The following is a 25,352-nucleotide window of genomic DNA, read 5'->3' on the forward strand; positions in this document are numbered from 1 at the left end:
TAGAAGACAAACATATAAAGCAGGACGATGACGATCAGGGGAACACCCATCAGCCACAGAATGATGCCCTTCATGCCGCTCACCTCGATGTTGTTACTGTTGAAGCGGTAACGCGAAGGCTGAAAAAGCGTTCCTTTTCCGGCGCAAGGGCAACAAAAAAGGCCGGGGCAACCCGACCTTTTCCTCTTCGCTGCTCTACCCTGCCAGTACATCCGTGGTCAGCGGCACAAGCGCGAAGCCTGCCTGCAGGTCAGGCGATCTCGCCGACATCTGCACAGGCAACTTGTTAAACGAGATGTGGGAGTTCCAATGGACAATTGCAAGGCCTGTCGCGTCCAATCTTTTGCGAGGCCACTCTATGTAGGCCGCGATCCTGTGCGCTGCCTCGCGAGCGCGGCGTTACGGACTCTGTTGAGCTTTGCCGCTATCCCCCGGCTCGACCATGGGCGTCTCAAGCAGATAGCGGACGGCGCCTGAGCCGCCGAGAGCGACCGGCGCCGACGATTGACGCGGCCGAAAGCGCTCGGTCTTGTCGGCAAGGATTCCGCCGACGATCGCCGGAAGCGCACCGGGATTTTTGAAACCATAGCCTATCGCGCTCAAGTAGCCCGCCTGGTTCTTGAGGTCGAGAAAGTGGCGCAGTTCGTAGCGGTCCCGGATGTGGCGCTCATGGCGACGGATGGCGGTCGCGGCATCGGTGCTCAATGGACTTTCGGTGAGGATCGCCCGGTCCGCCTCGTAGAGTCGCTTCAAGTCGTCCGTGCGGTGACTACCGCTCAACGAATTGCCCCGCACGACGGCGGCATAGCCGCAGCTATGGATGATCTTGTAGCGAGCGCCCTTGGTCAGCGCTCTGGCATAAAGGTCGTAGTCTTCGCCGAGGCGCAGGTCTTCCTTGTAGCGGAGCCGATGTTCATCGAGGAACGAGCGTCGCATCAACGGCTTAAGGAAGCCGATCTCGCCGCGACGAACGCCGCGCCGGGAGATGTTGCCCTCTACGAAGCCGATAAGATCGAGCAGGCGGGGCTGGGGCGTGAAACGGCCGATCCTGCCGTGCGCAGTGTCGGCTTGGCTTGCGTCGATGAAGGCGATGTTGTCTGCAATGAAGTCCCAATCATCCTCTAAGAGAAGCTGACGAAGTCGACCAGGGAAAAAGAAGTCGTCGGCATCAAGCACGCCAAGAAGCGGCGATTGCGAGATTGAGATCGCATGATTGCGTGCGGCAGCCGGACCGCGGTTTTCTTCGAAGCGGACCACCTTCAGTCGGCCGCTTCCGTCGTCCGCGGCGCGTGCAGTGCGGGCAGTGTCATCGGTCGAACCGTCGTCGATGATTACGACTTCGGCGGCTTCCGGTTCGGCAAGCGCGGAGGCGATCGCCCTGGTGATCGTGTCGGCGGCGTTCTTTGCGGCAATGATAATGCAGACGTTTGTCGGCGCGGCTGCGGTCATACTGGCCTCCAGCAGGTGATCGAGATGCGTCGGTGTAATGCAATTTTCCACCGGACCTGTAAAACATGTCCGGCGATCATGTCGCAAACGCGTCAAGCTTGAAATTTTTTGCAGTGCGGCAAAACGCAGCGGCCGATGCCGCTCCCACATTGCTGCCTTGATCAGAGGCGATCGACGGAAGATCGGGAACCTAGCGGTTGGAGTGGCCCGCGCGGTTCAGACGACGCATGGAAACCTTGCCTGGTTGCTTGTCATCGGAAGAATGTTCGACCGGTATCTTGCTGGGGGATAAATTGCGCCGGGCTCGGGCCTCCTTCCAGACCAGGAAGACGACGGCAATAAAATATCCGACTTGCATCAGCACGGCGCAGATCAGTGTCTGTATCGCCGTTGATATCAGTGAGCCGTTCAGGATGTAGGTTGCGATGGCAAATGCCACCAATGCGCCGATCATGCTGGCAAAGACGCGCGGTGCGAACATCCCGCTACCCCGCCTTCGGATTCTTTATGCGAATGTTCATCGGACTCTTACGCCTCTCCTCCCACTCTTTTCACTATATTAGTGGTCTCTTTTCTCTTCAACATGCAAAGCAGAACTTTGTCGCTACTATTTTTTATCGCGAAAATCTTTCCGTCACGTTCACTGCACGCGAGGGGCACATCACGTTGGAGTGATCATTGTCGGAATACAACTGATGGTGTTGCTATTGAACGAAATGCAACAAAACCTACGAAGATTGGATACGAACTGGTTCGTTTGCGAGCCCCCTAAATTGAGAGGGGTAAATGCGAACTCATTCTGTTTGCTGCATCTTTCGGCGCTGCCAAAGGAGTTTTCCTGATCAACTTTTGTTACAAGTAGTGTTCGTAAAGATCGACAAAAATGTGCACTGCAAAACTATGGTGCAATGCAAAAAAGCGAACCGGATCGATCGTTTGTCAATTTCGTGTCCGCGCCGCTCCCGCCCGTCCGAGTGAAACAACGATAGGATCGCTGTAATACTTCGCGATCCGCAAGACTTACGCCCGGCCAATGTTTCAAAGTGGCAACCTTGCGACAAATTATCATGATTATAAATTGCGGATGTTTGTAATTAAATTTTAGTAATAGTGCGTGCACCCAAAGGGTCAAAACGCTCTGGCGAGGATGCCCGCGGAGGCGGCCTTGTTTTTGCCTTCAAAAAACAAATTCTCACCATACACTCGCGCTAGATGACCCGCGTCCTGCGGGACCGACAATCGCAAAACGTAAATGGAGTCACCTCTATGAAGTCCGCGACTCGCTCGGCTACTTCGCCGTTTTTCATCGCACAAGAGACCGGGGTCTTCCGGCCGATAGGTGGCATATCAAAACGAAGTTTTGACGTTGCCGCGGCATCCTTGGCTCTTATCTTCTTCAGCCCGCTCTTCCTGCTCATCATGGCGCTCGTTAAGCTCTCTGATGGCGGGAGCGTTTTCTATGGACACCGCCGCATCGGCCACAACGGTCAGGCCTTCAAGTGCCTGAAATTCCGGACGATGATGGAAAACGGCGATTGTGTGCTGAAGGACTATTTCAAGCAGAATCCAGCCGCCTACGAGGAATGGCGCACGACCCGCAAACTCCAGCACGACCCGCGGGTTACCGCTGTAGGAAGCGTGTTGCGCAAGCTCAGCCTCGATGAATTGCCGCAACTTCTCAACATCATTCGCGGCGAAATGAGCGTGGTCGGCCCGCGCCCGGTCGTCGAGGACGAACTTGAGCTTTATGATTCGGCTGCCGTCTACTATCTGCGTTCCCGGCCTGGTCTGACCGGCCTTTGGCAGATCAGCGGCCGCAATGACGTATCTTACGAGGCCAGAGTGGCCTTCGATACGCAATACGTCCAGAACTGGTCGCTCCTTGCCGACCTTGCCATCGTCGTCAAGACGATCCCTGCCGTCTGCTTCTCACGCGGCAGCTATTGAAATCTTGGCACTGACCGCATGGTCGAGACAGTGTCAAGCATCAGGAAATCACGAAAATGCAACCTATCAGAATTTCGGGGACATTCGCCGTCTCCCAAAAGCTTTCCTGCTTCGCGCGTGTCGCGCTGATCGCGGTCATGGCCGTGGTAGGGGGCGCGGCGGCTCAGGCCGACGAATACCGGCTCGGCGTGATGGACAAGCTGCGCGTCCGCGTCGCCGAGTGGCAGACTGCCGAGGGCGCCGTCCGCGACTGGTCGGCCGTTAGCGGCGACTATACGATCGGTGCATCGGGGAATCTCTCTCTGCCCTTTATCGGCGACCTGCCAGCCTCCGGGAAGACGACAACGGAAGTCGCTGCCGAGATCGGCATCCAGATGCAGAAGCTCTTCGGCCTGCGCGACCGGCCTTCGGCGTCGGTCGAAATGGCGCAATACCGCCCGGTCTATCTTACCGGCGAGGTGGAGACTCCGGGCGAATACCCCTATGTGCCGAAGATGACCGTACTCAAGGCCGTCAGCCTCAGCGGGGGATTGCGTCGCGCGCCCAGCGGCCAGCGATTCGTTCGGGACTACATCACCGCGAGCGGCGAATCCGCCGTGCAGGTTTCGGAGCGCAACAGGCTGCTCATTCGCCGCGCCCGGCTTCAGGCTGAAATCGGCAAGCGCGACAAGATCGAATTGCCCGACGAACTCAAGAACGCCGAGGGGGTTGAAAAGCTGCTCGCCAATGAGACGGCTTTGATGCAGTCGCGCGACAAGCGGCAGGAGCGGCAACTGGCAGCCCTTGCCGATCTTAAATCCCTTCTTCAAAGCGAGATCGAGTCGCTTGCGAAGAAATCCGAGACCCAGGCGCGCCAACTCGAACTCGTCATGGAAGACCGCGAGAAGGTCGACAGCCTCGCCGAAAAGGGGCTGGCGTTGAGCCAGCGCAAACTCGCGCTCGAACAAAGGGTCGCGGACGTGCAGTCGTCGCTGCTCGACATCGACACCAATTCGCTCAAGGCAAAGCAGGATTACAACAAGGCGACGCAGGACGAGACCAATCTGCGTAACGATTGGGACGAGCAACTCGCCCAGGAACTGCAGAACACAGAGGCCGAGCTCGAAACGCTCTCGCTGAAGGTTGGCACCAGCCGCGACCTGATGGCCGAGGCACTGCTGCAATCGGCCGAGGCGGCACAAATGGAAGAGCAAAACTCCGAGGCGAACATCACCTATTCGATCATCCGTGAGAAGGATGGCACGCCGACGGAGATCGCGGCGAGCGAGAATACCGAGGTGCTGCCCGGGGACGTCATCAAAGTAAGCGCCGCGCTGGCGATGCGGTGAGTTCACCATGCGGATTTCGAAGGCGAGCCTCGTCAGCCCTGGGGTGAATCAGCTTTACGGCGCTGTGGCCGTGGCGCTGTCGTTGTTCGCCTTCGCCTATTCGCCCCGCTTCGGGCAGGTTTCGATCCTGCTCTACTACGCTTTGTGGCTGCCGCTGGTCCTCGTCGACTACCGCAAGGTTCTTGGCAACTACGGCAAGTATCTCTGGATCTACGCCTTCACCATATTTGCCTGTCTTTCCTTCTTCTGGTCGGCGGCGCCGGCGATGACGATGCGCACCGGAGTGCAATATCTCAGCCATGTCGTCTGCGCGCTGATCGCCATGCGCACGATCGATATCCAAACACTGACGCGGGGAGGGATCGCCGGCGTCGCCATTGTCCTGCTCTATTCGCTGCTTTTCGGCGTCTATCATTACGATCCGCTGGACGGCACGTACAGCTTCGTTGGCGCTTTTGCATCGAAGAACCAATTGGGCTTCTACGCTTCACTAGGTATCTATTTCGCCTTCGTTGCCGTTTTCACACTTGGCGAACGGGGTGTCTGGATGGCGGCGGCGGGCTTCGCCGGGCTGATCTCTGCCTATTCTCTGCTGGCTTCCCAGTCGGCAACTTCGGTCCTGACGGCTGCGGCAATCATCAGCCTCTGCCTCGGAATGCGGGTGATATCCGCGCTGCGGCCCTCAAGCCGCAAGGGGCTCTTCGTCGCCGCGGCAGTGTTCGGCATCGTTGCCGCCGTGGCCGTGGTCTATGGCGGCGGGTTCGACCTGGTGCTCGGCGCCTTCGGCAAGGATTCGACCCTCACCGGCCGAACCTATCTGTGGCAGCAGGGCATCGAGGCGGCCGCGGCTGCGCCGATCGTCGGGATCGGCTACCAGGCCTATTGGATCCAGGGATTTTCGGAGGCGGAACGGCTCTGGGAGGAATTTTACATCACCGCGCGTTCCGGCTTTCATTTTCACAATACCTATATCGAGGCGATCGTGGAAACGGGGGCGATCGGCCTTTTGTTGCTGACCACGATCCTGCTCACAACCGTGTTTGGCCATCTGAAGCGGCTGCTTTCAGAAGACCGCGATCCGGATTCGCTGGTCCTCTTCGGCATTGCAATGCTGCTTCTCATCAGATCCTTCGTCGAGGTCGACATTCTCAACCCGTATCACGTCGGGTCGTTCTTACTGTATTTTTCGGCGGGCAAGCTGACGATCCCGCGCACGCGACCGACCACTAACTGGCTCTGGCCGGAAGATGGGCGTTCCACAGCCTACAGGGTTCGGTTCAGCGCATAATACTGCGTCATGGGGGCGCTCAATGAAAACGATCCACGGGATCCAATACCTGCGCGCGGTGGCAGCGCTCGCGGTGGTGATATTCCACGCGGCTGAAAAGACCGGCCATCATTTCACGATCGGCGCGGCCGGCGTTGATGTCTTCTTCGTCATCAGCGGCTTCATCATGTGGGTCATCAGCGATCGCCGGCCCGTCACCCCCGCAAGGTTCGTGGTCGATCGCATCCGGCGAATCGTGCCCGTCTACTGGCTGGCGACGATGGTCATGGTCGCCGGGGGCGTCGCGGGGCTTTTCCCGAATATGGTTCTATCCGTGAAGCATGTGCTCGCTTCATTGTTCTTCGTGCCAATGCGCTCTCCGAGCAATGGCGAGATATGGCCGGTCCTGGTGCAGGGCTGGACGCTCAATTTCGAGATGTTTTTTTACGCTGTGTTCGCGGTCTCGCTGTTGCTGCCGCGAAACTGGCGCCTGCCTTCGATCGCCGGTCTGTTCTTGCTCCTGGTCGTGGCCGGAATGGTGACCAGCTTCGACAATACTTTGATACTAACGTACACGCGGCCCGTCATCCTTGAATTCGTGGCAGGCATGGTGATCGGTGAGTTGTGGCTGAAGGGCAGGGTGCCGTCGCTCGTGGCCGGCGTGGCGCTGATCGCCTGCTCGCGCGCTTGTCGGCCTTCTCCGCCTGTCATTCGACGAATTCACAATCGGGCCGCTTGCGGTGATGCTCGTCGTCGGCGTCCTCTCGGTCGAGGCTCGCGGACATATCCGTTCGCTGCAGTTGCCGAACCTTCTCGGCAATGCTTCCTACTCGATCTACATCTGGCACACCTTCGCGATTTCCGTGGTCGCCAAGGCCGCCTCGATGGTCGGGATCGATGCCTGGATATCGATGGTGGTTTCGGTGGTTTGCGGCACGGTGATCGGCATTGCCGGCTATGCGATGCTGGAGCGTCCGCTGCTTTATCGAAAACGCATGCAACCGGCGGCCCAAGGCCTGGCCGGCTAGGCCACCATTGGAGCGCTCGCCTGTGTCGCCGCGGTGACCCTACAGCGCCGCGCGTCTTATCAGACGCGCAAAGGACGCTGTAGCACTTTGAATTTCTGCATGTTTTTATCCTTAAATCGGTTACGATTTTAAGGGAACATGCAGTAGCGCCGCGCGTCTTTCACACGCACGGCGCTTCAGCGCTTTTGAATTGTTCTCGAAGCAGCGCAGAAATCAGACGCCTTGATTTCTGCGTGAATGCCAATTCCAGGCGGACTCGGTGATTGCCGCAAGGTCGTATTGCGGTTGCCAACCAAGCACCGCGCGAGCCTTGTCGTTGTTGGCGACCAGCGTGGTGGAGTCGCCTTCACGTCGCCCGGCATAGCCGATATTGAACGGTCGCTTGGCGACCTTTTCGATCGCGCTCAGAAGCTCCTTGACCGTCGTGCCGGTGCCCGTGCCAAGATTAAGTTCGACGCTCTCGCCGCCATCCAGCAGATAATCCACCGCCCGCACATGCGCATCGGCAAGGTCGAGGACATGGATGTAGTCGCGCACGCAGGTGCCGTCGCGGGTATCGTAGTCGGTTCCGAACACGTTGAAACTTTCCCGCCGACCGAGCGCCGTGTCGATCGCGAGCGGGATCGCGTGGGTTTCCGGTTCGTGCCACTCGCCGATCCGCCCTTCGAAGTCGGCGCCCGCGGCATTGAAGTAGCGCAGGATCACGGAACGCAAGCCCTTGTAAAGACCGTAGTCCTTCATCGCCTGTTCGCAGATCCACTTCGTGCGCCCGTAGGGGTTGATCGGCGCCTGCTTGTGGGTTTCGTCCATCGGCACGCTGTCGGGCAGGCCATAGGTGGCGCAGGTGGACGAGAACACGAAAGCATCGATCCCGGCAGCGAGCGCTGCCGACAGCAAGGTAAGCGTACCGATGACATTGTTGTCGTAGAACGCGGCCGGGTCCTTCACCGACTCGCCGACTTCTATCATGGCCGCAAAATGCAGGATCGCGCGTGGCCGATGTCGTGCGAGAACGTCATCGAGACGCTTGCGGTCGCGAATGTCGCCTTTTTCGAGGACGCCCCATTTGACGAATTCTTCATGGCCGTTCGAGAGGTTGTCGTAGACGATAGGCTGGTAGCCTTTGTTGGCCAGCTGGAGGCACGTATGGGAGCCGATATAACCGGCGCCGCCGACGACGAGAATGTTGTTGTTCTGCACAGGCAACCTCGAGAATCACATCTAGTTTCAATAGGAACCGCTGTACGGTTTGCAACGAATAGCGGCGAAATTCCCAGCACATTGTGAAAGTTCTGCAACGGACGGGCATTTTCAGACAGCGCAGCGACCTTGCGACAAGATGTGGCGAGCGACTGTTGCAAACCGGCTGCACCTTGCCCGCAGCGACACCGAAATACAATATCCGCGCTTGGCGCTGCGGCCGTATTCAACTATAAGGGGTCTTCCGGTGATCAGAATCAGGGAGGCTAAGATGACAGTTTTTTCCTTCTCCCTATCGGGCGATCCAATATTCTCCGTGTGACATGGGGCGTTTGCGCTTCTGATCGCAGTTTAGGGGATTGGCTCCGTCCGATGCTCTCCGCCACCCTTGGAGAGCGCGTTGATTCATTGATGCCGCACCGGTTTCGCTTTCCCTGACGGCATTCCTTTCGTGACCTAGATTTTGAGGCCGGTGCACCGTCACCGGGCAATTCATATGGCTTTTACTCGTTTTGTCGCGCGCGACCGCGCGTTCCGCAGCGTTTTCCGCTTTTGCTGGGCTCATTGGAAGAAACAGCCGGCGCGGCTTTCGGCGATCCTCGGCGCCGTGCTTCTCTCCACGCTTGCCGATGTGTTGACGCCGCTTTATTCCGGCAGGCTCGTCGACGCCGTCGTCTCAGGCGCGCCAACCGATGAAATTGCCTGGAACGCGGCTGTCGCGGCCTTCCTGATGCTGATGGCGCTGTCGCTCGGCGCGATCGTGCTCAGGCATGTGACATTCATGGGCATCGTCAGCCTGACGCTGAAGATGATGTCCGATATCGCGTCGGCCGCCTTTCATCACATTCAGCGGTTTTCCAGCGACTGGCACGCCAACAGCTTCGCCGGCTCGACGGTGCGCAAGGTGACGCGCGGAATGTGGGCGCTGGATCTCTTGAACGATACGCTGCTGGTGGCGCTGTTCCCGTCGGTGATCATGCTGGTGGGGTCGACAGCGCTGATGGCCTGGTACTGGCCGATCATGGGGGTGATCATCGGGCTCGGCTCGTTCGCCTTCATAGTGACGACGGTCGCCCTTTCGCTCGGCTATGTGGCGCCGATGGCGAGCCTTGCCAACAGCTGGGACACAAGGCTCGGCGGCGCGCTTGCTGACGCCGTTAGCTGCAACATCGTCGTCAAGGGGTTCGGCGCCGAAAGTCGCGAGGATCAACGCCTCGCCAGGGTGCTCGGCAAATGGCAGAACCGGACCCGCCGCACGTGGACTCGCGGAACGGTCAACGGCACGACACAGGGCGCCATGCTGCTCATACTGCGCGCGGCGGTGATCGGTTTTGCCCTGGTATTGTGGGCGAGGGGGCAGGCGAGCGCCGGCGATATCACCTTCGTGCTGACCTCGTTCTTCATCCTGCAAGGCTATCTGCGCGAAGTCGGCATGCACATCCGCAACTTGCAGCGCTCGATCAACGACATGGAGGAGCTTGTCGACATCCATGCCCAGCCGCTTGGCATCGAGGACCGGGCCGGCGCGAAGCCGATCCGCATCACCGACGGCAAGATCGAGTTCGAGGATGTGACCTTTCACTACGGCGCGCACCGTGCACCGCTTTATGACCGCTTCTCGGTAAGCATCCGCGCCGGCGAGAGGGTCGGCCTCGTCGGGCATTCCGGTTCGGGCAAGACGACCTTCGTCAAGCTGATCCAGCGCCTCCACGACCTGACGGCAGGCGAGATCACGATCGACGGGCAGGATATCGCCGGCGTGACGCAGGCGTCGCTCCGCCAGCAGATCGCCATCGTGCAGCAGGAGCCGATCCTGTTCCATCGTTCGCTTGCGGAAAACATCGCCTACGGGCGGCCGGGAGCAACGCAGCGCGAGATCGAGGAGGCGGCAAGGCTTGCGAGCGCCCACGACTTCATCGAGGCTCTCCCGAAGGGCTACGGCACGCTCGTCGGGGAGCGCGGCGTCAAGCTCTCCGGCGGCGAACGTCAGCGCGTCGCCATCGCCCGGGCCTTCCTCGCGGATGCTCCGATCCTGATCCTCGACGAAGCGACGTCGAGCCTCGATTCCGAATCCGAGGTGCTTATCCAGCAGGCGATGGAGCGGCTGATGATGGGACGCACGACACTGGTGATCGCGCATCGGCTATCGACGGTGCGCGCGCTCGACCGCTTGCTGGTCTTTAACCGCGGTCGTATTGCGGAAGAGGGCGATCATGACACGCTCATTCGTCTGAAAGGCGGCATTTACCGCGGCCTCTTCGAGCGCCAGGCGTTGGAGCTCACCAAGGGGCTGGTCCTCAACGACGGCTAAGCGGCCCTCATTTGCACGAACGGGCCGGGGGTTCGTCCGCATCGCCTCACGCGGAGGAATCGAGCGAATACCGGGTTTGCAAGAAATAAGCGGTGCCACGGTGCGCCCGTTCCTTGATCAGGCGCGCGTCCGGCCGCGATAGCGCGGCCGGACGAGCGTGGACGGGATCTGTTGCTGTCCACGTCATACCGGTACTGGCATGTCGTTCCTGTCGTAGCAGCCGCATTCACTTGCGCCGCAAAACCATGCCACCGTGATGCAGGGTATTTTTGTCAGCGAAGTCGCCGTCGGCGGTAAAACCCGTATCATCCCAATATTCGATATGGGACCCTGTCACTTCGTAGCGGCCTTCATAGGCCCGTTCGCGTGCACCGCGTGCCTCAACATAGCGCCCGTTCGATAGAAGTTCGTGGCGGATGTAACCGTCTTCTGTGACCCACATGCCTGCGTAAGAGTTCTGTGTCACCTTCTGCTCCTGAGATTGCGATTGGGATGCGGTGGATGCCGGCGCTGCGCTCCGGGTTTGGTCTCGTGTCTGCGCCACGGCCGGGGAGGCAAGTGCAGCCAAGGCTGCCGGGATGATTGAGAGTAAACGGATGCGCATGTTGGCTTCCTTTGCCCGAGGCGTCAGGTGCGGCGAGCCACGGAGGCTCCGCCGAAGATGAGTTGCTGAACCAAGGGGCGCTCGACGAAACGGGCCGGGAATATGGGGTCGGGGGCGCTTACCCGATTCAGTCGATCGAGCTGCTCTGGCGACAGCACCACGTCCAAGGCGCCCAGATTGTCCTCGGCCTGGGCGACGGTGCGGGCGCCCAGGGCGATACGACCGTGCCGTTCGCAAGTGTCCATGCAAGCGATACCCGGGATGCTGTCGAGCCCAGCTCTTCCGCAACGGCGCGAACCTCGTCCGCGATGTCGATCGAGCGCTCGGTGAGATGTCCCGAGGAGGCGATTACGCCCTTGCGGGTGGGGGATACGGCTGCCTCCCGTGAGTCCTGAATGTCCGATCGGGAGTATTTGCCGGCCAGCACGCCGCCTCCCAGCGGCGACCAAGGGAGCACGCCGAGTCCAAGGGCTGCGGCCATCGGCATGAGCTCGTGCTCGACGGTACGCTCCACAAGACTGTACTCGATCTGGAGCGCGACAAAGGGCGACCATCCGCGCAAGCAGGCGAGCGTCTGCATTTCGGCTATCCGCCATGACGGCGTATTACAGATGCCGAGATAAAGAATCTGTCCCGACCGAACGAGATCGTCGAGGCCCCGCATGACCTCTTCAGGCTGGGTCGTAAAGTCCCATCCGTGCAGATAGAAGAGGTCGATGCGATCGGTGCCGAGCTGCCGGAGGCTCTGCTCGACGGATCGCATCATGTTGAGGCGATGGTTGCCGCCCGAATTCGGGTTGCCGGGCTCGCGGGCCATCGTGAACTTCGTCGCAATGACGAGCCGCTCACGCTTCTCGCCGATGAATTCTCCGAGGAAGCATTCGGCGGCGCCGTCGGTGTAATTCACCGAGGTATCGATGAAGTTGCCGCCCCGATCGACGTAGAGATCGAAGATGCGGCGGGCTTCGGCTATACCGGCGCCCCACCCCCAATCCGACCCGAAGGTCATGGTGCCGAGGCTCATGGGCGAAACACGCAAGCCCGAGCGTCCTAACAACCTGTAGTTATCGAGTGTCATTCTGGTCATCTCCAAATTCCAACGAGCCAAACGTAGAGACACTCAAAGGAGCGGACAATTTGCCCAATCATGACCAGGCTGGTAAGCTGGGATAACCAATGGCTGTCGACCTGACCGGTATTTCTGTTTTTCTGGCCGTCGCGGAGGCGCGAAGCTTTCGCGCGGCCGCCGAGCACCTGGGTATCACCCGGTCGGCGGTGAGCCAGACGATCCGACGCCTCGAAGATCGGCTTGGCGTCGCGCTCTTTCGGCGCACAACGCGCAGCGTCAGCCTGACAGAGGCAGGCGACCAGCTTTACCAGCGCGTGGCACCAGCCATTGCGGAGGTCGGCTCCGCTCTGGATGCAGCCGCGGATCGGGATACCGCCCCGAGCGGCCTCTTGCGACTGGCAGTGTCCTCGATTGCGGAGCGTTTCATTTCAGGACCGCTGCTGGCGAGCTTTGCGAACGCCTACCCTGCGGTCCAGATCGACGTGACCGTTACCGACGAGGAATTCGACATCGTGGCCGAAGGATACGATGCAGGGGTGCGGCTCGGCGAAGTGATCGACCAGGACATGATCGCTATCCCGGTATCCGGCGAACAAAGTCAGACCGCAGTTGCCGCACCCTCTTATATCGAGCGCTTCGGCCGGCCGTCGCATCCATCTGAATTGGCGCAGATCGCTGTATCGGCTGGCGTCCTGCACCGCAGACTGCGCCTTACCGCTGGGAATTCAGTGAAAATGGACGCGAGTTCGACGTCGCGGTCAATCCTCAGATTACCACCAATGATATGTGGCTGATGATCCGCACGGCCTGTGCAGGGGGCGGCATAACCTTCGGCATGGAGGACACCTTCAGCCCCTATGTCTTGTCTGGGCAACTGGTGCCTCTCCTCCAGGAGTATTGCCCGCCGTTTGCCGGCTTTTTCCTCTATTTTCCCAACCGACGGAACCTTGCCCCCAAGCTGCGCGCCCTGATCGAGCATGTGAGGCGGCGGCGATAGCCCGGCGATCTGCGGTTCGAGCGGCCGCGCATGCTCGCAGACGGCGTGACCGCTGGCAGCACCGCCAATTCGGTGGATGCGCCAGGCAGCTACACGGGTTGCCATGGTTCTGCAGGTTCGGGATGCGATCCAGCCTCCTGGACTCCCGGACTCGGGGCGACGCTGGAGACGCTCAGGGCGGGGTCGCCTTTGGCCGTGGGACAGACTTCGTGTCTTCCCCCCACGGGTATTCACAAGTCGTGCCGTTTGGCCTAAAAGGCCCGCAGGTAACACTCCGGTCGCAGCCTACCCGGTCAAAACAAGGACACCTGTCATGAAAACCATTGTGATCTGCTCCGGCGGATTGGATTCCGTTTCGCTTGCGTACAAGGTGGCGGCGGAACACGAACTTGTCGGCCTGCTGTCGTTCGACTACGGCCAACGGCATCGAAAGGAACTGGATTTCGCTGCCGCCTGCGCCGAACGTCTCGGCGTCTCTCACCAGATCATCGACATCCGCGAGATCGGCCGCTCCTTGAGCGGTTCGGCATTGACCGACGATGTCGACGTGCCGGACGGGCACTACGCCGAGGAAACGATGAAGGTGACGGTGGTGCCGAACCGCAACGCCATCATGCTCGCCATCGCCTTCGGCGTTGCCGCCGCCCGCAAGGCAGACGCGGTCGCGACTGCCGTGCATGGCGGAGACCACTTCATCTATCCCGATTGTCGGCCGGGATTCATCAGCGCCTTCCAGACCATGCAGAACCACGCGCTGGAGGGCTACGCCGACGTCACCCTCTACGCACCGTATGTCAACGTCTCGAAGGCCGAGATCGTCGCCGACGGGGCGAGGAAGGGAACTCCATTTGCAGAGACCTGGTCCTGCTACAAGGGCGGGGTGCGCCATTGCGGCCGTTGCGGCACCTGCGTCGAACGGCGCGAGGCCTTTCATCTGGCGGGTGTCGAGGATCCGACCGAATACGACGATCCGGATTTCTGGGCAGCCGCCACCGGCGCCTTTTCCGCCGAGGAGGTCAAATGATGTTCCGCATTACCAAGGAGTTCCATTTTTCCGCCTCGCATCAACTGACGAGCCTGCCGGCCGAACATCAGTGTGCCCGATTGCACGGGCACAACTATATCGTCGAGGTCGAGCTTTCGGCTGAAACCTTGAACGAACATGGTTTCGTCCGCGACTATCATGAGCTCGCTCCGTTGAAGCACTACATCGATGAGACCTTCGATCACCGGCATCTCAATGACGTTCTCGGCCACGGCAGGGTGACGGCAGAATGCCTGGCGCAGCACTTCTACGACTGGTGCAAGGCGCGGCTTCCGGAGACGACCGCGGTGCGCGTCAGCGAGACTGCCAAGACCTGGGCGGAATACCGGCCATGACCGCCGACAGATCTGCGGAGATCCGCATCAGCGAGATTTTCGGGCCGACGATACAAGGTGAGGGCGTGCTGATCGGCCTGCCGACCGTCTTTGTCAGGACCGGTGGGTGCGATTATCGCTGCTCCTGGTGCGACAGCCTGCATGCGGTCGACAGCCGCTATCGCGACGAATGGCGGACGATGTCCGCCGAAGATGTCTGGCGGGAGATTACGCGGCTCTCCGGCGGCAAATCGGTGATGGTTTCGCTCTCCGGCGGTAATCCGGCAATCCAGCCGCTTGGGGAACTCATCGCTCGCGGTCATAGCGAAGGCTATCGTTTTGCGCTCGAAACGCAGGGGTCGGTTGCCCGGGACTGGTTCGCCGATCTCGACGTGCTGGTGCTGAGCCCGAAATCACCGTCAAGCTCGATGGAAACGGACTGGCAGGCATTCGACGCCTGTCTCCGCCTGTCTCAGGGCAGGCCGCAAACGGTGCTGAAGATCGTCGTCTTCGACGAGGCGGATTATACCTATGCCAGAGCGACGGCCGAACGTTATCCGCAACTGCCCGTCTATCTGCAACCCGGCAACCACACACCGCCGCCCCCCGATGACGACGACGCGGCGATCGACATTGATGGCGTGATGGAGCGCATGCGCTGGCTGGTCGCCAAGGTCACCGAAGACCGCTGGTTCGAGGCGCGCGTCCTGCCGCAACTGCACGTGCTGCTCTGGGGCAACAAGCGCGGCGTCTAGGCCATTTCACTTGTTCCAGTGAAATGATCGAACTCTTTGAAACCACGCAGTTCCGGACGGAAAACCGATACGCGCGCTTTTCTTGGCTTTGTCTGAACCCGACGGCGTCCGTCAAGGAGCAACGCTCGCCGCCACCTCCTTCTCGTGCGCGCTGCCACCAAAGCGAATAGGCTTGAGAACCGGGCCTTCGGGATCCTTCACGAGATGGATGACGCGGGAGAAGAGGGCGCCGTTCCGCGGTGTGCGGCCTATCTTGACGACGGCGGTCTCACGGAGGTCGTCTTCGAAAATGGACAGGGCCAGCTTCATGGCCTCCCCATCCATCGTCTCGAGCGCTTCGTCGAGGATCACCCATCGCGGCCGATGGAGGATAAGTCGTGCGAAGGCGAGCGAACGTTGTTCGTCATCGCTGAGTTCGCGCTCCCAACGCGCTTCGCGATCGAGCAGCGTGGTCAGCTGGTCGAGTCCAACCTTGGAAAGCGCTGCAACGAGGCTCGCGTCCGAGAAGGCACCGGCTCGCGGATAGGAAAGTGCGTCGCGCAGCTTGCCGCGGGGGAAATACGGCGAGCGCGGGATGAATGCCACCATCTCGCCAGCCGGCATCCCGACGCGCCCGCCTCCCCACGGCCAGAGCCGTGCAAGGGCGCGGAACAGCAGCGTTTTTCCCGCACGGGGATCGCCGCTGATGATCACGCGCTGACCCGCGCCGATCTCGATATGCGGTTCGGCAAGCCTGGTGCTTCCGCTCGATGATGCGACCTCGAGATTGTCGAAGGTCAGCTTGTTTGTGTCATTCTCGACGAACTCGATCCGTTTTTCCGCGTCATGCAGGACGTCGGTCATGATCAGCGCGCGGCGGAAGGCCGCGACGCGCAGAAGCGTCGCCCGCCAGTCGGCGATGGCGCTGATATTGGCGACGAACCATTTGAGCGACGTATGAACCTGGTTGAAGGCGCCGACGGCCATCATCAGGCCGCCGAAGCTGATTTCGCCGGCGAAATAGACAGGCGCGGCGACCAGGATCGGCGCGACGACCGTGACCCAGCCGTAGCCGTCCTGGACCCATGCAAGATTGATCTGGGCACGGTAGATGTTGCGCATGGCGCCGAGCACGGTCGCGAGATCGAGCTCCAGACGCCGCCGCTCGCCGGTTTCGCCTCCGGCAAGCGAGATGGCGTCGATATGTTCGTTGGCATGCATCAGCGAGAAACGCAGTTCCGCTTCGCGCGCGTAGCGGTCGCCGTTCAAGGTGATCAGCGGCCGCCCGACAAGCCAACTCAGCCAAGATGCCGAGCCAGCGTAAAGGATCGCTGCCCAGACCATATAGCCCGGAATCTCGAGCGAGTAGCCGCCGATGTGGAAAACAAAGCCTGCTGAAAGCGCCCAGAGGACGCTCACGAAAGACGTGAGTAGGATGGACGACTGGAGAAGGCCGAAACCGAGGTCCGTGGTGAGATCGGCAAGATGGCCCGCGTCTTCCTGCATTCTCTGGTCCGGATTGATGCCCATTGCGCCGGAGTTGGCAAGCCGGAAGGCGCGCAGCGGCCGCATCCATTCGTTGATCAGGTCGAGCGTCAATCCCTCGCGCAGCTTCAAACGCACCATCTGATTGAGCCATTGCTGCGTGACATTGAGCACCAGCAGGCCACCGGCGATGCCGACGAACAACAAGAGCTGATAGAAAAAGGCGTCGAGATCGCGCCGCTCGATCGCGTCAAAAAAAGGTCGGTTCCAGCGGTTGAGGATGATCTGTCCGATCGCTGTCGCGATGATGATCGCGAAGCTGCCGGCCGTGAGCCACAGGATTGGCTTCAGCAGCGGGGACGCCATGAAGGCGTGGCGCATCATGGCGAACTGGTCTCGGAGGGTCGTGCCCTCCGCTCCCGGGGGCTTGGGCGCTACGTTCGCTCCGGCTTGATTCGTCATCTTCAGTTCCTTCCCTTCAGAAGGGGCAGCCCATCAAAGCCGTTCGGGTATTCCAGGCCGGGCCATTGCCCAGCCTGGATACCGCCATCGTATTGAAGGATCTTGCGGTCGCACTGGATCCGGTGACGGACACAACTCGGTCGGATGCCGTGTCAAACCGGCGTCGCCGGTTTCAGGAGGCGGCGGCTGTCTATTCCGCGGAGCACCGGGAAATTCGGACTCGTTGCCGCCGTCGCGATATCGCGTTTCAGCGTCGAGCAGCAGCCTATGCAATGCAAATATGCCACTGAAGATCTGGACGTGCTGAAATGCAGCGAAACTAAAAACGATCATGCTTGCAGTTTATGGCCAACGGCGCGTGCAGGGAACAGGGTTTTGCTGGGCGGGGAGAGGATCTCTCGCCCTGTGGATAAAGCAAACCCCGTGAGCGTGCCCCAACGAGCTACAAGCGTGATTGCATTCGATTTGAACGAAGCGAGGCGAAGCCGTTGAGGTACGTTTCGCCGTATGGTGGCTTGTCTATGTTACAATGATGACATAAAACGTTACCGCCGTCGCCAAGGCGCCTGTCGCCCCCCTCAACATCGAATTTATAAAAATTCAATGCCAAGAGAAGGAGACATTTATGTCTATTTCACTCTCCAGTTTTGACAGCAAGCAAGCCGCTGCCGTCGCAGCCAACGACGTTGCCGCCCGCGTCAGGGCTGCTCGTGAGGCCGTCGGCTACAGCATCGAAGATCTTGCTGTCACCTGTGGCCTTGCCAACGTCGAAATCAGTGAAATCGAAAGTGGCTTGGATAAGAATCCAGCAAGACTAAAGCGTATCGCATCTGCATTGCAGCTGCCGTTATCTAACTTCCTGACCGTAGAAATTTGACGGACAAGCCGACCGGTTCCCGCCGTGCGGGCCGGTCGGAAAGTCTCGCGTCCTCCCTGCGCAACCTATAGTCGCCCGTCTCCAAACTTCCTTTTTCCTTCACCAGGCTCAGCGGTACGCCGCCGGGGAGCCTCCCTCGCGCGACCATGGTGCGCCGCAGCGACGAATTACGCTTGCCATGTTTAGTAGAATGTATTTCACTCAACATATTGCTCAACATAAGGGAGTGACCGTGCTGGGCATTCATCGAAGGGAGAATTTTCCGAAATCGGCGTTTCGTCGGTTCCTGTATCTGGGAGGAATACATGCGGAAGATGATGAAGGTTCTGATGGGCATGTCGTCGGCACTCGTGCTGTCGGCGGCGCTACCGGCAATGGCGAAGGCGGATGAATTGACGCTTTGCTGGGCGGCCTGGGATCCGGCAAACGCGCTGGTGGAATTATCCAAGGACTTTACCGCCGCAACCGGCACGACGATGAAGTTCGAGTTCGTGCCGTGGCCGAACTTCGCGGACCGGGTGCTTAACGAACTCAACTCCGGCGGCAAACTCTGCGACGTGCTGATCGGAGACAGCCAGTGGATCGGCGGTTCGGCCGAAAACGGCTATTACGTGAAGCTCAACGATTTCTTCGACAAGGAAGGAATCAAGATGAGCGATTTCGCAGAGGCCGCGGTCAATGCCTATTCCACCTGGCCGAAGGGTACGCCGAACTATTGGGCGCTGCCGGCGATGGGCGATGCCAATGGCTGGTTCTATCGCAAGGACTGGTTTGCCAAGCCCGAACTGCAAGCCGAGTTCAAGCAAAAACATGGCCGCGATCTCGGTCCGCCTCAGACCTGGGACGAGTTGAAGCAGGTTGCTGAATTCTTCACCGGCCGGGAGATTGACGGCCAGAAGGTCTATGGCGCGGCGATCTTCACGGAGCGCGCCTCCGAGGGCATTGCCATGGGCGCGACGTCCGCGCTCTACTCCTATGGCTTCAAATACGAAAGCACCGCCGGCAAGTATGACATGGAGGGCGCCGTCAATTCAGCAGATGCCGTCGCAGGTCTCGAAGCCTACAAGGCGCTTTACAAGTGCTGCCAGCCGCCGGGATACACCGACAGCTACATGACCGAGGGCCTCGACGCCTTCAAATCCGGTCAGGTCGCAATGGCCATGAACTGGTTTGCCTTCTTCCCCGGCCTCTACAAGGACGAGAAGGTCGGCGGAGACAAGATCGGCTTCTTCGTCAATCCTAAGCAGAAGGTTGCGGCATCGACTCTCGGCGGTCAGGGAATGTCCGTCGTTGCCAATACCGACAACATGGACGGCGCGCTCGCCTACATCAAATGGTTCGCCCAGCCAGACGTCCAGAAGAAGTGGTGGTCGCTCGGCGGCTATGCCGTTCACAATGCGGTGCTGAACGATCCGTCCTTCAAGGAAAGCCAACCATTTGCTGCCGACTTCCTGCTCGCCATGAATCAGGTGCAGGATTTCTGGCAGGAACCGTCCTACGCCATCCTGCTGCAGGCCATGCAGAAGCGACTGCACGACTATGTAGTCGCAGATCAAGGTACGGCACAGGAGGCCCTGGATGCTTTGGTCAGCGACTGGAAGGAAATCTTCGAGGACGAAGGCAAGCTCTAGATCACCCAGAATCGCAAGACATGCTCGATTCTAGTGAGTTAGAGCGTGGTGCGAGCGGAAAACCGCACACACTTTTCCTCATCCCGCTCTGAGTTTGCGATGAAATGGTTCTCCCAGGAAGGTGGCCCGGACGTCGTCGTTCGGGCCGCCATGACCGGCGCCCGACCCCTTGCTTCATTCAGGTGATTTCTGTGACTGATGCCCCTTCCACCATCGCGGAGCGATCAGCCGAGGTTCTTGTCCGCTCCACACCCACAGTGATCGCAAGGCGCGTTCGCGGCCTCTCGGACCGCGCCATCGCCTGGCTGTTCATAACGCCGACGATTGCACTGCTGCTCGCGATAAACATCTTTCCGCTGATCTGGGCAGTCTACCTGTCCTTCACGAATTTCCGCGCGAACCGGCCCAACGCCGAAATTACAGGCGTGGGCCTGCGCAACTATCAACGCGTGTTGAACGATCCCGATATCTGGATCGCGATGCAGACAACGGCACATTTCGTCTTCTGGACCATTCTGCTGCAGACGGTCATCGGGTTCTCACTTGCCTATCTCATCGACCGCAAGTTCCGCGGCCATGCGTTCTGGACGACGGTGATCCTGATCCCGATGATGCTGTCGCCCGCCGTCGTCGGCAATTTCTGGCGGTTCCTGTACCAGCCGCAGATTGGGCTCTTCAATTATATCGTCTCGTATTTTTCGGGCATTCCGCCGTCATCCTTCGAGATGCTCGGCTCTGTCTCGCTGGCACCATGGGCGATCATCATCGTCGATACGTGGATGTGGACGCCCTACGTCATGCTGATCTGCCTCGCCGGCCTCAGATCGATACCGGACTATATCTACGAGGCGGCGGAGGTCGACCGCGCCTCGGCCTGGCGGCAATTCTGGTCGATCACCGTGCCGATGGCCTTGCCCTTCATCATGCTCGCAGTGCTTTTCCGCGGCATCGAGAATTTCAAGATGTTCGACATGGTTATGCTTCTGACCGGCGGCGGGCCCGGTTCGACCACGGAGGTCGCATCGATCACGCTGAAACGAGAGGCGTTCGAAAGCTGGCTGACCGGACGCTCCTCCGCTTTCGCGATTATCCTTTTCGTCGCAGTGTTCGGCCTTGCCAACATCTATGTCAAAGCCCTGAACAAGGTGAAGCAGAGATGAGTTCCGTCAACGCCGCCCATTCCGTGGTCGAGCCGACACCGACCAGCAAGCGCATCGCCGGCGCGATCGTCATCCTCTATGCGCTGGTGACGATGATCCCGCTCGCCTGGATCTTTCTCACGAGCATAAAGTCGCCGCCGGACTCGATCAGCTATCCGCCGAAGATCGTCTTTAGCCCGACGCTCGAGGGTTATTGCAACCTCTTCACCACGCGCACCCGGCAGACGCCGGACTATATCCAATCGCTTCCGCCGCCGACCGGCACCTGCGACGAGATCACCCGCAGCCGCAACATGGTCATTGCCGGACCTTCGAACTACTGGCCGCGCTTTGGCAATTCGTTGGTCATCGCCTTCGGCTCGACCTTCCTTGCCGTCTTGCTCGGGACATTTGCAGCCTATGGCTTCTCGCGGTTTCGCGTGCCCCTTGCCGACGACCTCCTGTTCTTCATTCTCTCGACCCGGATGATGCCGCCGATCGCGGTCGCGATCCCGATCTACCTGATGTACCGGCAGTTCGGCCTTTCCGACACGGCGCTCGGCATGATCCTTCTCTACACTGCCGTCAACGTCTCGCTCGCCGTCTGGCTTCTCAAGGGGTTCATCGACGAAATCCCCCGCGAATACGAGGAAGCCGCAATGATCGACGGCTACACGCGCCTGCAGGCCTTCTGGAAGGTCGTCCTGCCGCAGGCCACCACCGGAATTGCGGCGACCGCGATTTTCTGCCTGATCTTTGCGTGGAACGAATACGCGTTCGCGGTGCTGCTGACCTCGGGCTCTGCCCAGACGGCTCCGTCCTTCATTCCTACCATTATAGGCGAGGGCGGGCAGGACTGGCCGGCGGTTGCCGCGGGCACGACGATCTTCCTGATGCCGATCCTTGTCTTCACCATCATCCTGCGCAAGCAGTTGCTGCGCGGCATTACTTTCGGAGCGGTCCGCAAATGACGAACCACCGGCTAACCACCTGTCCGCCCCGGCAGAAGCGACCGTTCTTCATACGGCGCGGCCCCATGGAAAATATCGCGACGGTGCTGATCTCCGCGGGGTTTCTGATGCTCTTTCAGCCGTTCCTGCTGGTGCTTTACACCTATTCGCTTGCGGCCCTGCTCGCCGGAACGGTGATGTTCATCATCGTTTCGAAGTTCCCGGAGTGAACGATGTCCGAGATCAGAATTGTAAATCTTCGCAAGCAATTCGGCGAGTTTGCTGCAGTGGAGGATTCGAGCTTCACGGTGGCGGATGGAGAATTTCTGGCGCTGCTCGGCCCTTCGGGTTGCGGGAAGACGACCACGCTCAGAATGATTGCCGGACTCGAGCTTCCAACCAGCGGCAAGATCTTTCTTGATGGCGAGGACGTCACATTCAACCGCGCCAGTGCGCGCGACATCGCCTTCGTGTTCCAGCTCTTCGCCCTCTATCCGCACATGAACGTGCGCAGGAACATCGGCTTTCCGCTCCTTTCCCAAGGCGTGCCCAGGGCAGAAATCCGCGCCCGCGTCGAGGAGACCGCAAGGTTGTTGCGCATCGATCATATTCTTGACCGGTCGGTTTCCGGTCTCGCCGGCGGCGATCGGCAGCGCGTCGCGCTCGGAAGGGCGATCATCCGCCGACCCAAATGCTTCCTGATGGACGAACCTCTCGGGACGCTCGACGCCGAGTTCCGCGAGGTCATGGTCCATGAGTTGCGCGAACTGCACAATCGCATCCATGCAACGACGGTCTATGTCACCCACGATCAGCACGAGGCCATGGCCATGGCCGACAAGATCGCGGTGATGAACCACGGGGTGATCGAGCAGTTCGGCACTCCACAGGAGATCTACAACCGGCCGGCATCCATGTATGTCGCCGATTTCATCGGCTCGCCGCCGATGAATTTCATGCGCTTTACCTCCGGGCTGCATCGGGGCATGCGATCGGTGGTCCTGAACGGCGTCGATGTCGCCGTGCCCGAAGTGGCTGAGGACGTGTCGCCGGGCGAGTTGGCCCTCGGCGTCCGTCCGGAACATATCCGCTTCAGCGACGGCTCTCGTCTTCGCGGCGGGGTCTATGGCAGCGAGTATCTCGGCACGAACCAGATCGTCGCGGTCGAAACCGCCTCAGGCATCGTCAAGGCGCGCGTCTCGGCGGACCGCAGCTTCAGGCTCGGCGAAACCGTGGGGCTGGAATTCAATCCCGCAAAGCTTGCCGTTTTCGACTGCCGATCGGGCAGGGCGATAGCGTCATCCCTCTACGCGGAGGCCCGCAATGGCTGAAGTCATCCTTCACGGCATCGCTAAGACGTTCGGCGATGCGGCGGCTGTCGACGATCTTTCGCTTACCATCAAGGATGGCGAGTTCGTTGTGCTGCTTGGGCCTACGGGTGCGGGCAAGACAACCACGCTACGCCTGATTGCCGGCCTCGAGAGGCCTGACAAGGGGCGGGTGACGATTGCCGGCGCGGATGTCGGCCGGCAATCGCCGGCCGAGCGCGACATCGCCTTCGTCTTCCAGCAATATTCGCTCTATCCGCATTTAAGCGTCTACGACAATCTCGCCTTTCCGCTGCGCTCTCCCGCCCGTCGTCTGAGCAGCGACGAGGTGGACCATCGGGTGCGCGAGGTGGCGCGCATGGTCCGCATCGACCACAAGCTTGAAAACCGCTCGACAAGGCTATCGGGTGGTGAGATGCAGCGCGTCGCCATCGGCCGCGCGCTTGTGCGCCGGCCCGCCATCTACCTGATGGACGAGCCGCTTTCATCGCTCGACGCGAAGCTTCGCGCCGAGCTGCGGCTGGAACTGAAGCGAATCCAGAAGGACTTGAACTCCACGCTTCTCTACGTCACTCACGACCAGGTCGAGGCGATGACGATGGCGGATCGTATCGGCATTCTTTCGGAGGGCCGTCTCATTCAGGTCGGCACGCCCAGGGAGATCTATGCGGACCCCGCCAACCTGCACGTGGCAGCGCGCCTTGGCCAGCCACACATTAACCTCCTGCCCGTCGATCTGCTGCCCGGGGCCTCGGCGCCGACCGGTGCGCGAACGGTCGGCGCCCGGACCGAGCACCTGGAGATCGCAACAGCCGGGGCGGCGAACGCCGAAGTGGACTGGATCGAGCATCTCGGCGATCAGAACCACCTCCATATCCGCGTCGAGGGCCACAAGATCGTGACGCTCGCCGACCCGTATCTGTCGGTCAAACCGGGCGATCGCGTCAGTCTTACGCTGAAGCAGCCGCTTTATTTCGGCACGGACGGCGAACGGCTCCGATGACCTTAAAGAACAACATGAACATTCGAGACGAACAGACGGGAAGAAAACAATGAAGCACTTTTTCAACCGAAGGGAAAACATCGTTACCGAGGCGCTGGATGGTCTTTTGCAGACGGCGCCGGTCGGAAGTCTCGCCCGTCTCGATACCTATCCCGACATCAAGGTCATCCTGCGCGGAGATTGGAATAAGGATCGTGTCGCGGTGATATCGGGCGGCGGCGCCGGTCATGAACCGTCGCATGCCGGATTCGTCGGCCGCGGCATGCTGACGGCAGCCGTGTCGGGCGAAATTTTCGCGTCTCCAAGCGTCGACGCCGTCTTGACGGCGATCCGGGCGGTGACGGGGCCGAAGGGCTGTCTTCTGATCGTCAAGAACTATACCGGTGACCGGCTAAATTTCGGACTGGCGGCCGAGAAGGCGAGCGTCGAAGGCTTCCGCGTCGAAATGGTGATCGTCGCCGACGATATCGCGCTTCCCGATCTTGCCCAGCCGCGCGGAGTCGCCGGAACCCTTTTCGTTCACAAGATCGCGGGATATCTCTCCGAAGGCGGCGCCGACCTCGAGAAGATCGCGGCCGCTGCCCGTTCGGCGGCCGGCAGCATTGTTTCCCTCGGTGTTTCGCTTTCATCCTGCTCCATTCCCGGGCAGGTGCATTCCGAGCGGTTGGGCGCGGACGAGGGCGAACTCGGTCTCGGCATCCACGGCGAGCCGGGCGCCGAGCGCATTGCGCTGCAAGAGGCGCGGAGCATCGTCTCGACAATGTCGGAGCGGCTTTCGGCCGCGCTTCCGGGCGATGGCGACTACGCGCTGCTCATCAACAATCTCGGCTCGGTGCCACCGATCGAAATGGGATTGATAGCCCACACCGTTCTCGCCTCCTCGCTTGCCGAGCGCGTAAAATTGACTATCGGCCCGGCGCCGTTGATGACCGCACTCAACATGAACGGTTTCTCGCTGTCGCTAATCCAGCTCGACGCCGAGCGGGATGCGGCGCTCAGATCCCCGGTCGCACCGCAGGCCTGGGTCCCCGCCGTGGAGCGACATGAAGTGGTCGTCGTGCCGGTGGTCGCCGTGCCAGGCGCGCAGTTGGCGGAGGCGAGCCACGATTCTGCCGCAGACCGACTTATCGCCGCGATCTGCGACCATCTTCTTTCAGCTGAGGCGGAAAGGCACCGTGACCCCG

Annotated in this window: 21 protein-coding genes and 2 pseudogenes; 17 read left to right on the plus strand and 6 right to left on the minus strand. The window is 60.3% G+C overall.

Going from position 1 to position 25,352, the window contains the following annotated elements:
* Positions 1 to 399 precede the first annotated feature (399 nt).
* Together QN219_RS21710 and QN219_RS21715 are read right to left on the minus strand one after the other, a co-directional pair.
* Complete coding sequence (locus QN219_RS21710; RefSeq protein ID WP_284002042.1) at positions 400 to 1,449, minus strand: glycosyltransferase family 2 protein; 1,050 nt, start codon at positions 1,447 to 1,449, stop codon at positions 400 to 402.
* 190 nt (positions 1,450 to 1,639) lie between these two features.
* Entirely contained in the window at positions 1,640 to 1,930 is a 291-nt protein-coding gene (locus QN219_RS21715) for an exopolysaccharide production repressor protein (RefSeq protein ID WP_284002044.1), read from the minus strand.
* Between the two features lie 785 nt (positions 1,931 to 2,715).
* On the opposite strand from QN219_RS21715, the gene QN219_RS21720 reads away from it, so the two are divergent.
* From QN219_RS21720 to QN219_RS21735, 4 genes and pseudogenes are all read left to right on the plus strand, one after another.
* Positions 2,716 to 3,396, plus strand: a complete 681-nt coding sequence (locus QN219_RS21720) for a sugar transferase (protein WP_284002045.1) — start codon at positions 2,716 to 2,718, stop codon at positions 3,394 to 3,396.
* Between the two features lie 56 nt (positions 3,397 to 3,452).
* Positions 3,453 to 4,724, plus strand: coding sequence for a polysaccharide biosynthesis/export family protein (locus QN219_RS21725; protein ID WP_284002046.1), 1,272 nt, complete (start codon positions 3,453 to 3,455; stop codon positions 4,722 to 4,724).
* A gap of 7 nt (positions 4,725 to 4,731) precedes the next feature.
* The gene (locus QN219_RS21730; protein ID WP_284002047.1) at positions 4,732 to 6,012 is read left to right on the plus strand and encodes an O-antigen ligase; all 1,281 of its coding nucleotides are present in this window, start codon (positions 4,732 to 4,734) and stop codon (positions 6,010 to 6,012) included.
* 22 nt (positions 6,013 to 6,034) lie between these two features.
* Positions 6,035 to 7,019, plus strand: a pseudogene (locus QN219_RS21735) (acyltransferase family protein).
* 213 nt (positions 7,020 to 7,232) lie between these two features.
* Here QN219_RS21735 and galE read toward each other — a convergent pair.
* The gene (galE, locus tag QN219_RS21740) at positions 7,233 to 8,219 is read right to left on the minus strand and encodes a UDP-glucose 4-epimerase GalE (protein ID WP_284002048.1); all 987 of its coding nucleotides are present in this window, start codon (positions 8,217 to 8,219) and stop codon (positions 7,233 to 7,235) included.
* 496 nt (positions 8,220 to 8,715) lie between these two features.
* Here galE and QN219_RS21745 point away from each other — a divergent pair, with 496 nt between their 5' ends.
* The gene (locus QN219_RS21745) at positions 8,716 to 10,530 is read left to right on the plus strand and encodes an ABC transporter ATP-binding protein (RefSeq protein ID WP_284002049.1); all 1,815 of its coding nucleotides are present in this window, start codon (positions 8,716 to 8,718) and stop codon (positions 10,528 to 10,530) included.
* Positions 10,531 to 10,756: 226 nt separating this feature from the next.
* On the opposite strand, the gene QN219_RS21750 is transcribed toward QN219_RS21745, so the two are convergent.
* Both QN219_RS21750 and QN219_RS21755 read right to left on the minus strand, forming a co-directional pair.
* On the minus strand, positions 10,757 to 11,134 hold the full coding sequence (locus QN219_RS21750; RefSeq protein ID WP_284002051.1) for an Atu4866 domain-containing protein: 378 nt from the start codon (positions 11,132 to 11,134) through the stop codon (positions 10,757 to 10,759).
* Between the two features lie 127 nt (positions 11,135 to 11,261).
* Entirely contained in the window at positions 11,262 to 12,221 is a 960-nt protein-coding gene (locus QN219_RS21755) for an aldo/keto reductase (RefSeq protein ID WP_309486607.1), read from the minus strand.
* Between the two features lie 89 nt (positions 12,222 to 12,310).
* Between QN219_RS21755 and QN219_RS21760 the strand changes: the two are divergent.
* The 4 genes and pseudogenes from QN219_RS21760 (at position 12,311) to queE (ending at position 15,314) form a co-directional block, all read left to right on the plus strand.
* Positions 12,311 to 13,200 (plus strand): annotated as a pseudogene (locus QN219_RS21760) (LysR family transcriptional regulator).
* A gap of 313 nt (positions 13,201 to 13,513) precedes the next feature.
* Positions 13,514 to 14,224, plus strand: coding sequence for a 7-cyano-7-deazaguanine synthase QueC (queC, locus tag QN219_RS21765; protein WP_284002052.1), 711 nt, complete (start codon positions 13,514 to 13,516; stop codon positions 14,222 to 14,224).
* Entirely contained in the window at positions 14,224 to 14,580 is a 357-nt protein-coding gene (gene queD / locus QN219_RS21770) for a 6-carboxytetrahydropterin synthase QueD (RefSeq protein WP_284002073.1), read from the plus strand. Before queC ends, queD begins: the two co-directional genes overlap by 1 nt.
* Positions 14,577 to 15,314: a 7-carboxy-7-deazaguanine synthase QueE gene (queE, locus tag QN219_RS21775; RefSeq protein WP_284002054.1), complete on the plus strand. Its 738-nt coding sequence runs from the start codon at positions 14,577 to 14,579 to the stop codon at positions 15,312 to 15,314. The genes queD and queE overlap by 4 nt, the downstream gene beginning before the upstream one ends.
* Positions 15,315 to 15,425: 111 nt before the next feature.
* On the opposite strand, the gene QN219_RS21780 is transcribed toward queE, so the two are convergent.
* Positions 15,426 to 17,240, minus strand: coding sequence for an ABC transporter ATP-binding protein/permease (locus QN219_RS21780; RefSeq protein ID WP_284002056.1), 1,815 nt, complete (start codon positions 17,238 to 17,240; stop codon positions 15,426 to 15,428).
* A gap of 625 nt (positions 17,241 to 17,865) precedes the next feature.
* Between QN219_RS21780 and QN219_RS21785 the strand changes: the two genes are divergently transcribed.
* The 8 genes from QN219_RS21785 to QN219_RS21820 form a co-directional block, all read left to right on the plus strand.
* Complete coding sequence (locus QN219_RS21785) at positions 17,866 to 18,117, plus strand: helix-turn-helix transcriptional regulator (protein ID WP_284002058.1); 252 nt, start codon at positions 17,866 to 17,868, stop codon at positions 18,115 to 18,117.
* Positions 18,118 to 18,422: 305 nt separating this feature from the next.
* Positions 18,423 to 19,748 carry an ABC transporter substrate-binding protein gene (locus QN219_RS21790; protein ID WP_284002060.1) on the plus strand — a complete coding sequence of 442 codons (1,326 nt, stop codon included), beginning with the start codon at positions 18,423 to 18,425 and terminating at the stop codon, positions 19,746 to 19,748.
* 191 nt (positions 19,749 to 19,939) lie between these two features.
* A complete protein-coding gene (locus tag QN219_RS21795) occupies positions 19,940 to 20,908 on the plus strand; it encodes a carbohydrate ABC transporter permease (RefSeq protein ID WP_284002061.1) in 969 nt (322 codons plus the stop codon).
* Entirely contained in the window at positions 20,905 to 21,858 is a 954-nt protein-coding gene (locus QN219_RS21800; RefSeq protein ID WP_269275511.1) for a carbohydrate ABC transporter permease, read from the plus strand. The genes QN219_RS21795 and QN219_RS21800 overlap by 4 nt, the downstream gene beginning before the upstream one ends.
* Positions 21,855 to 22,067, plus strand: a complete 213-nt coding sequence (locus tag QN219_RS21805) for a hypothetical protein (RefSeq protein WP_284002062.1) — start codon at positions 21,855 to 21,857, stop codon at positions 22,065 to 22,067. The genes QN219_RS21800 and QN219_RS21805 overlap by 4 nt, the downstream gene beginning before the upstream one ends.
* Before the next feature lie 3 nt (positions 22,068 to 22,070).
* Entirely contained in the window at positions 22,071 to 23,168 is a 1,098-nt protein-coding gene (locus QN219_RS21810; protein ID WP_284002063.1) for an ABC transporter ATP-binding protein, read from the plus strand.
* Positions 23,161 to 24,168: an ABC transporter ATP-binding protein gene (locus QN219_RS21815; protein ID WP_284002064.1), complete on the plus strand. Its 1,008-nt coding sequence runs from the start codon at positions 23,161 to 23,163 to the stop codon at positions 24,166 to 24,168. The genes QN219_RS21810 and QN219_RS21815 overlap by 8 nt, the downstream gene beginning before the upstream one ends.
* Before the next feature lie 49 nt (positions 24,169 to 24,217).
* Positions 24,218 to 25,352, plus strand: a 1,135-nt coding sequence (locus QN219_RS21820; protein ID WP_284002065.1) for a dihydroxyacetone kinase subunit DhaK, incomplete at its 3' end; no start/stop codon positions are given.

It is taken from the genome of Sinorhizobium sp. 8-89 (genome assembly GCF_030124325.1).
Lineage (GTDB): Bacteria > Pseudomonadota > Alphaproteobacteria > Rhizobiales > Rhizobiaceae > Sinorhizobium.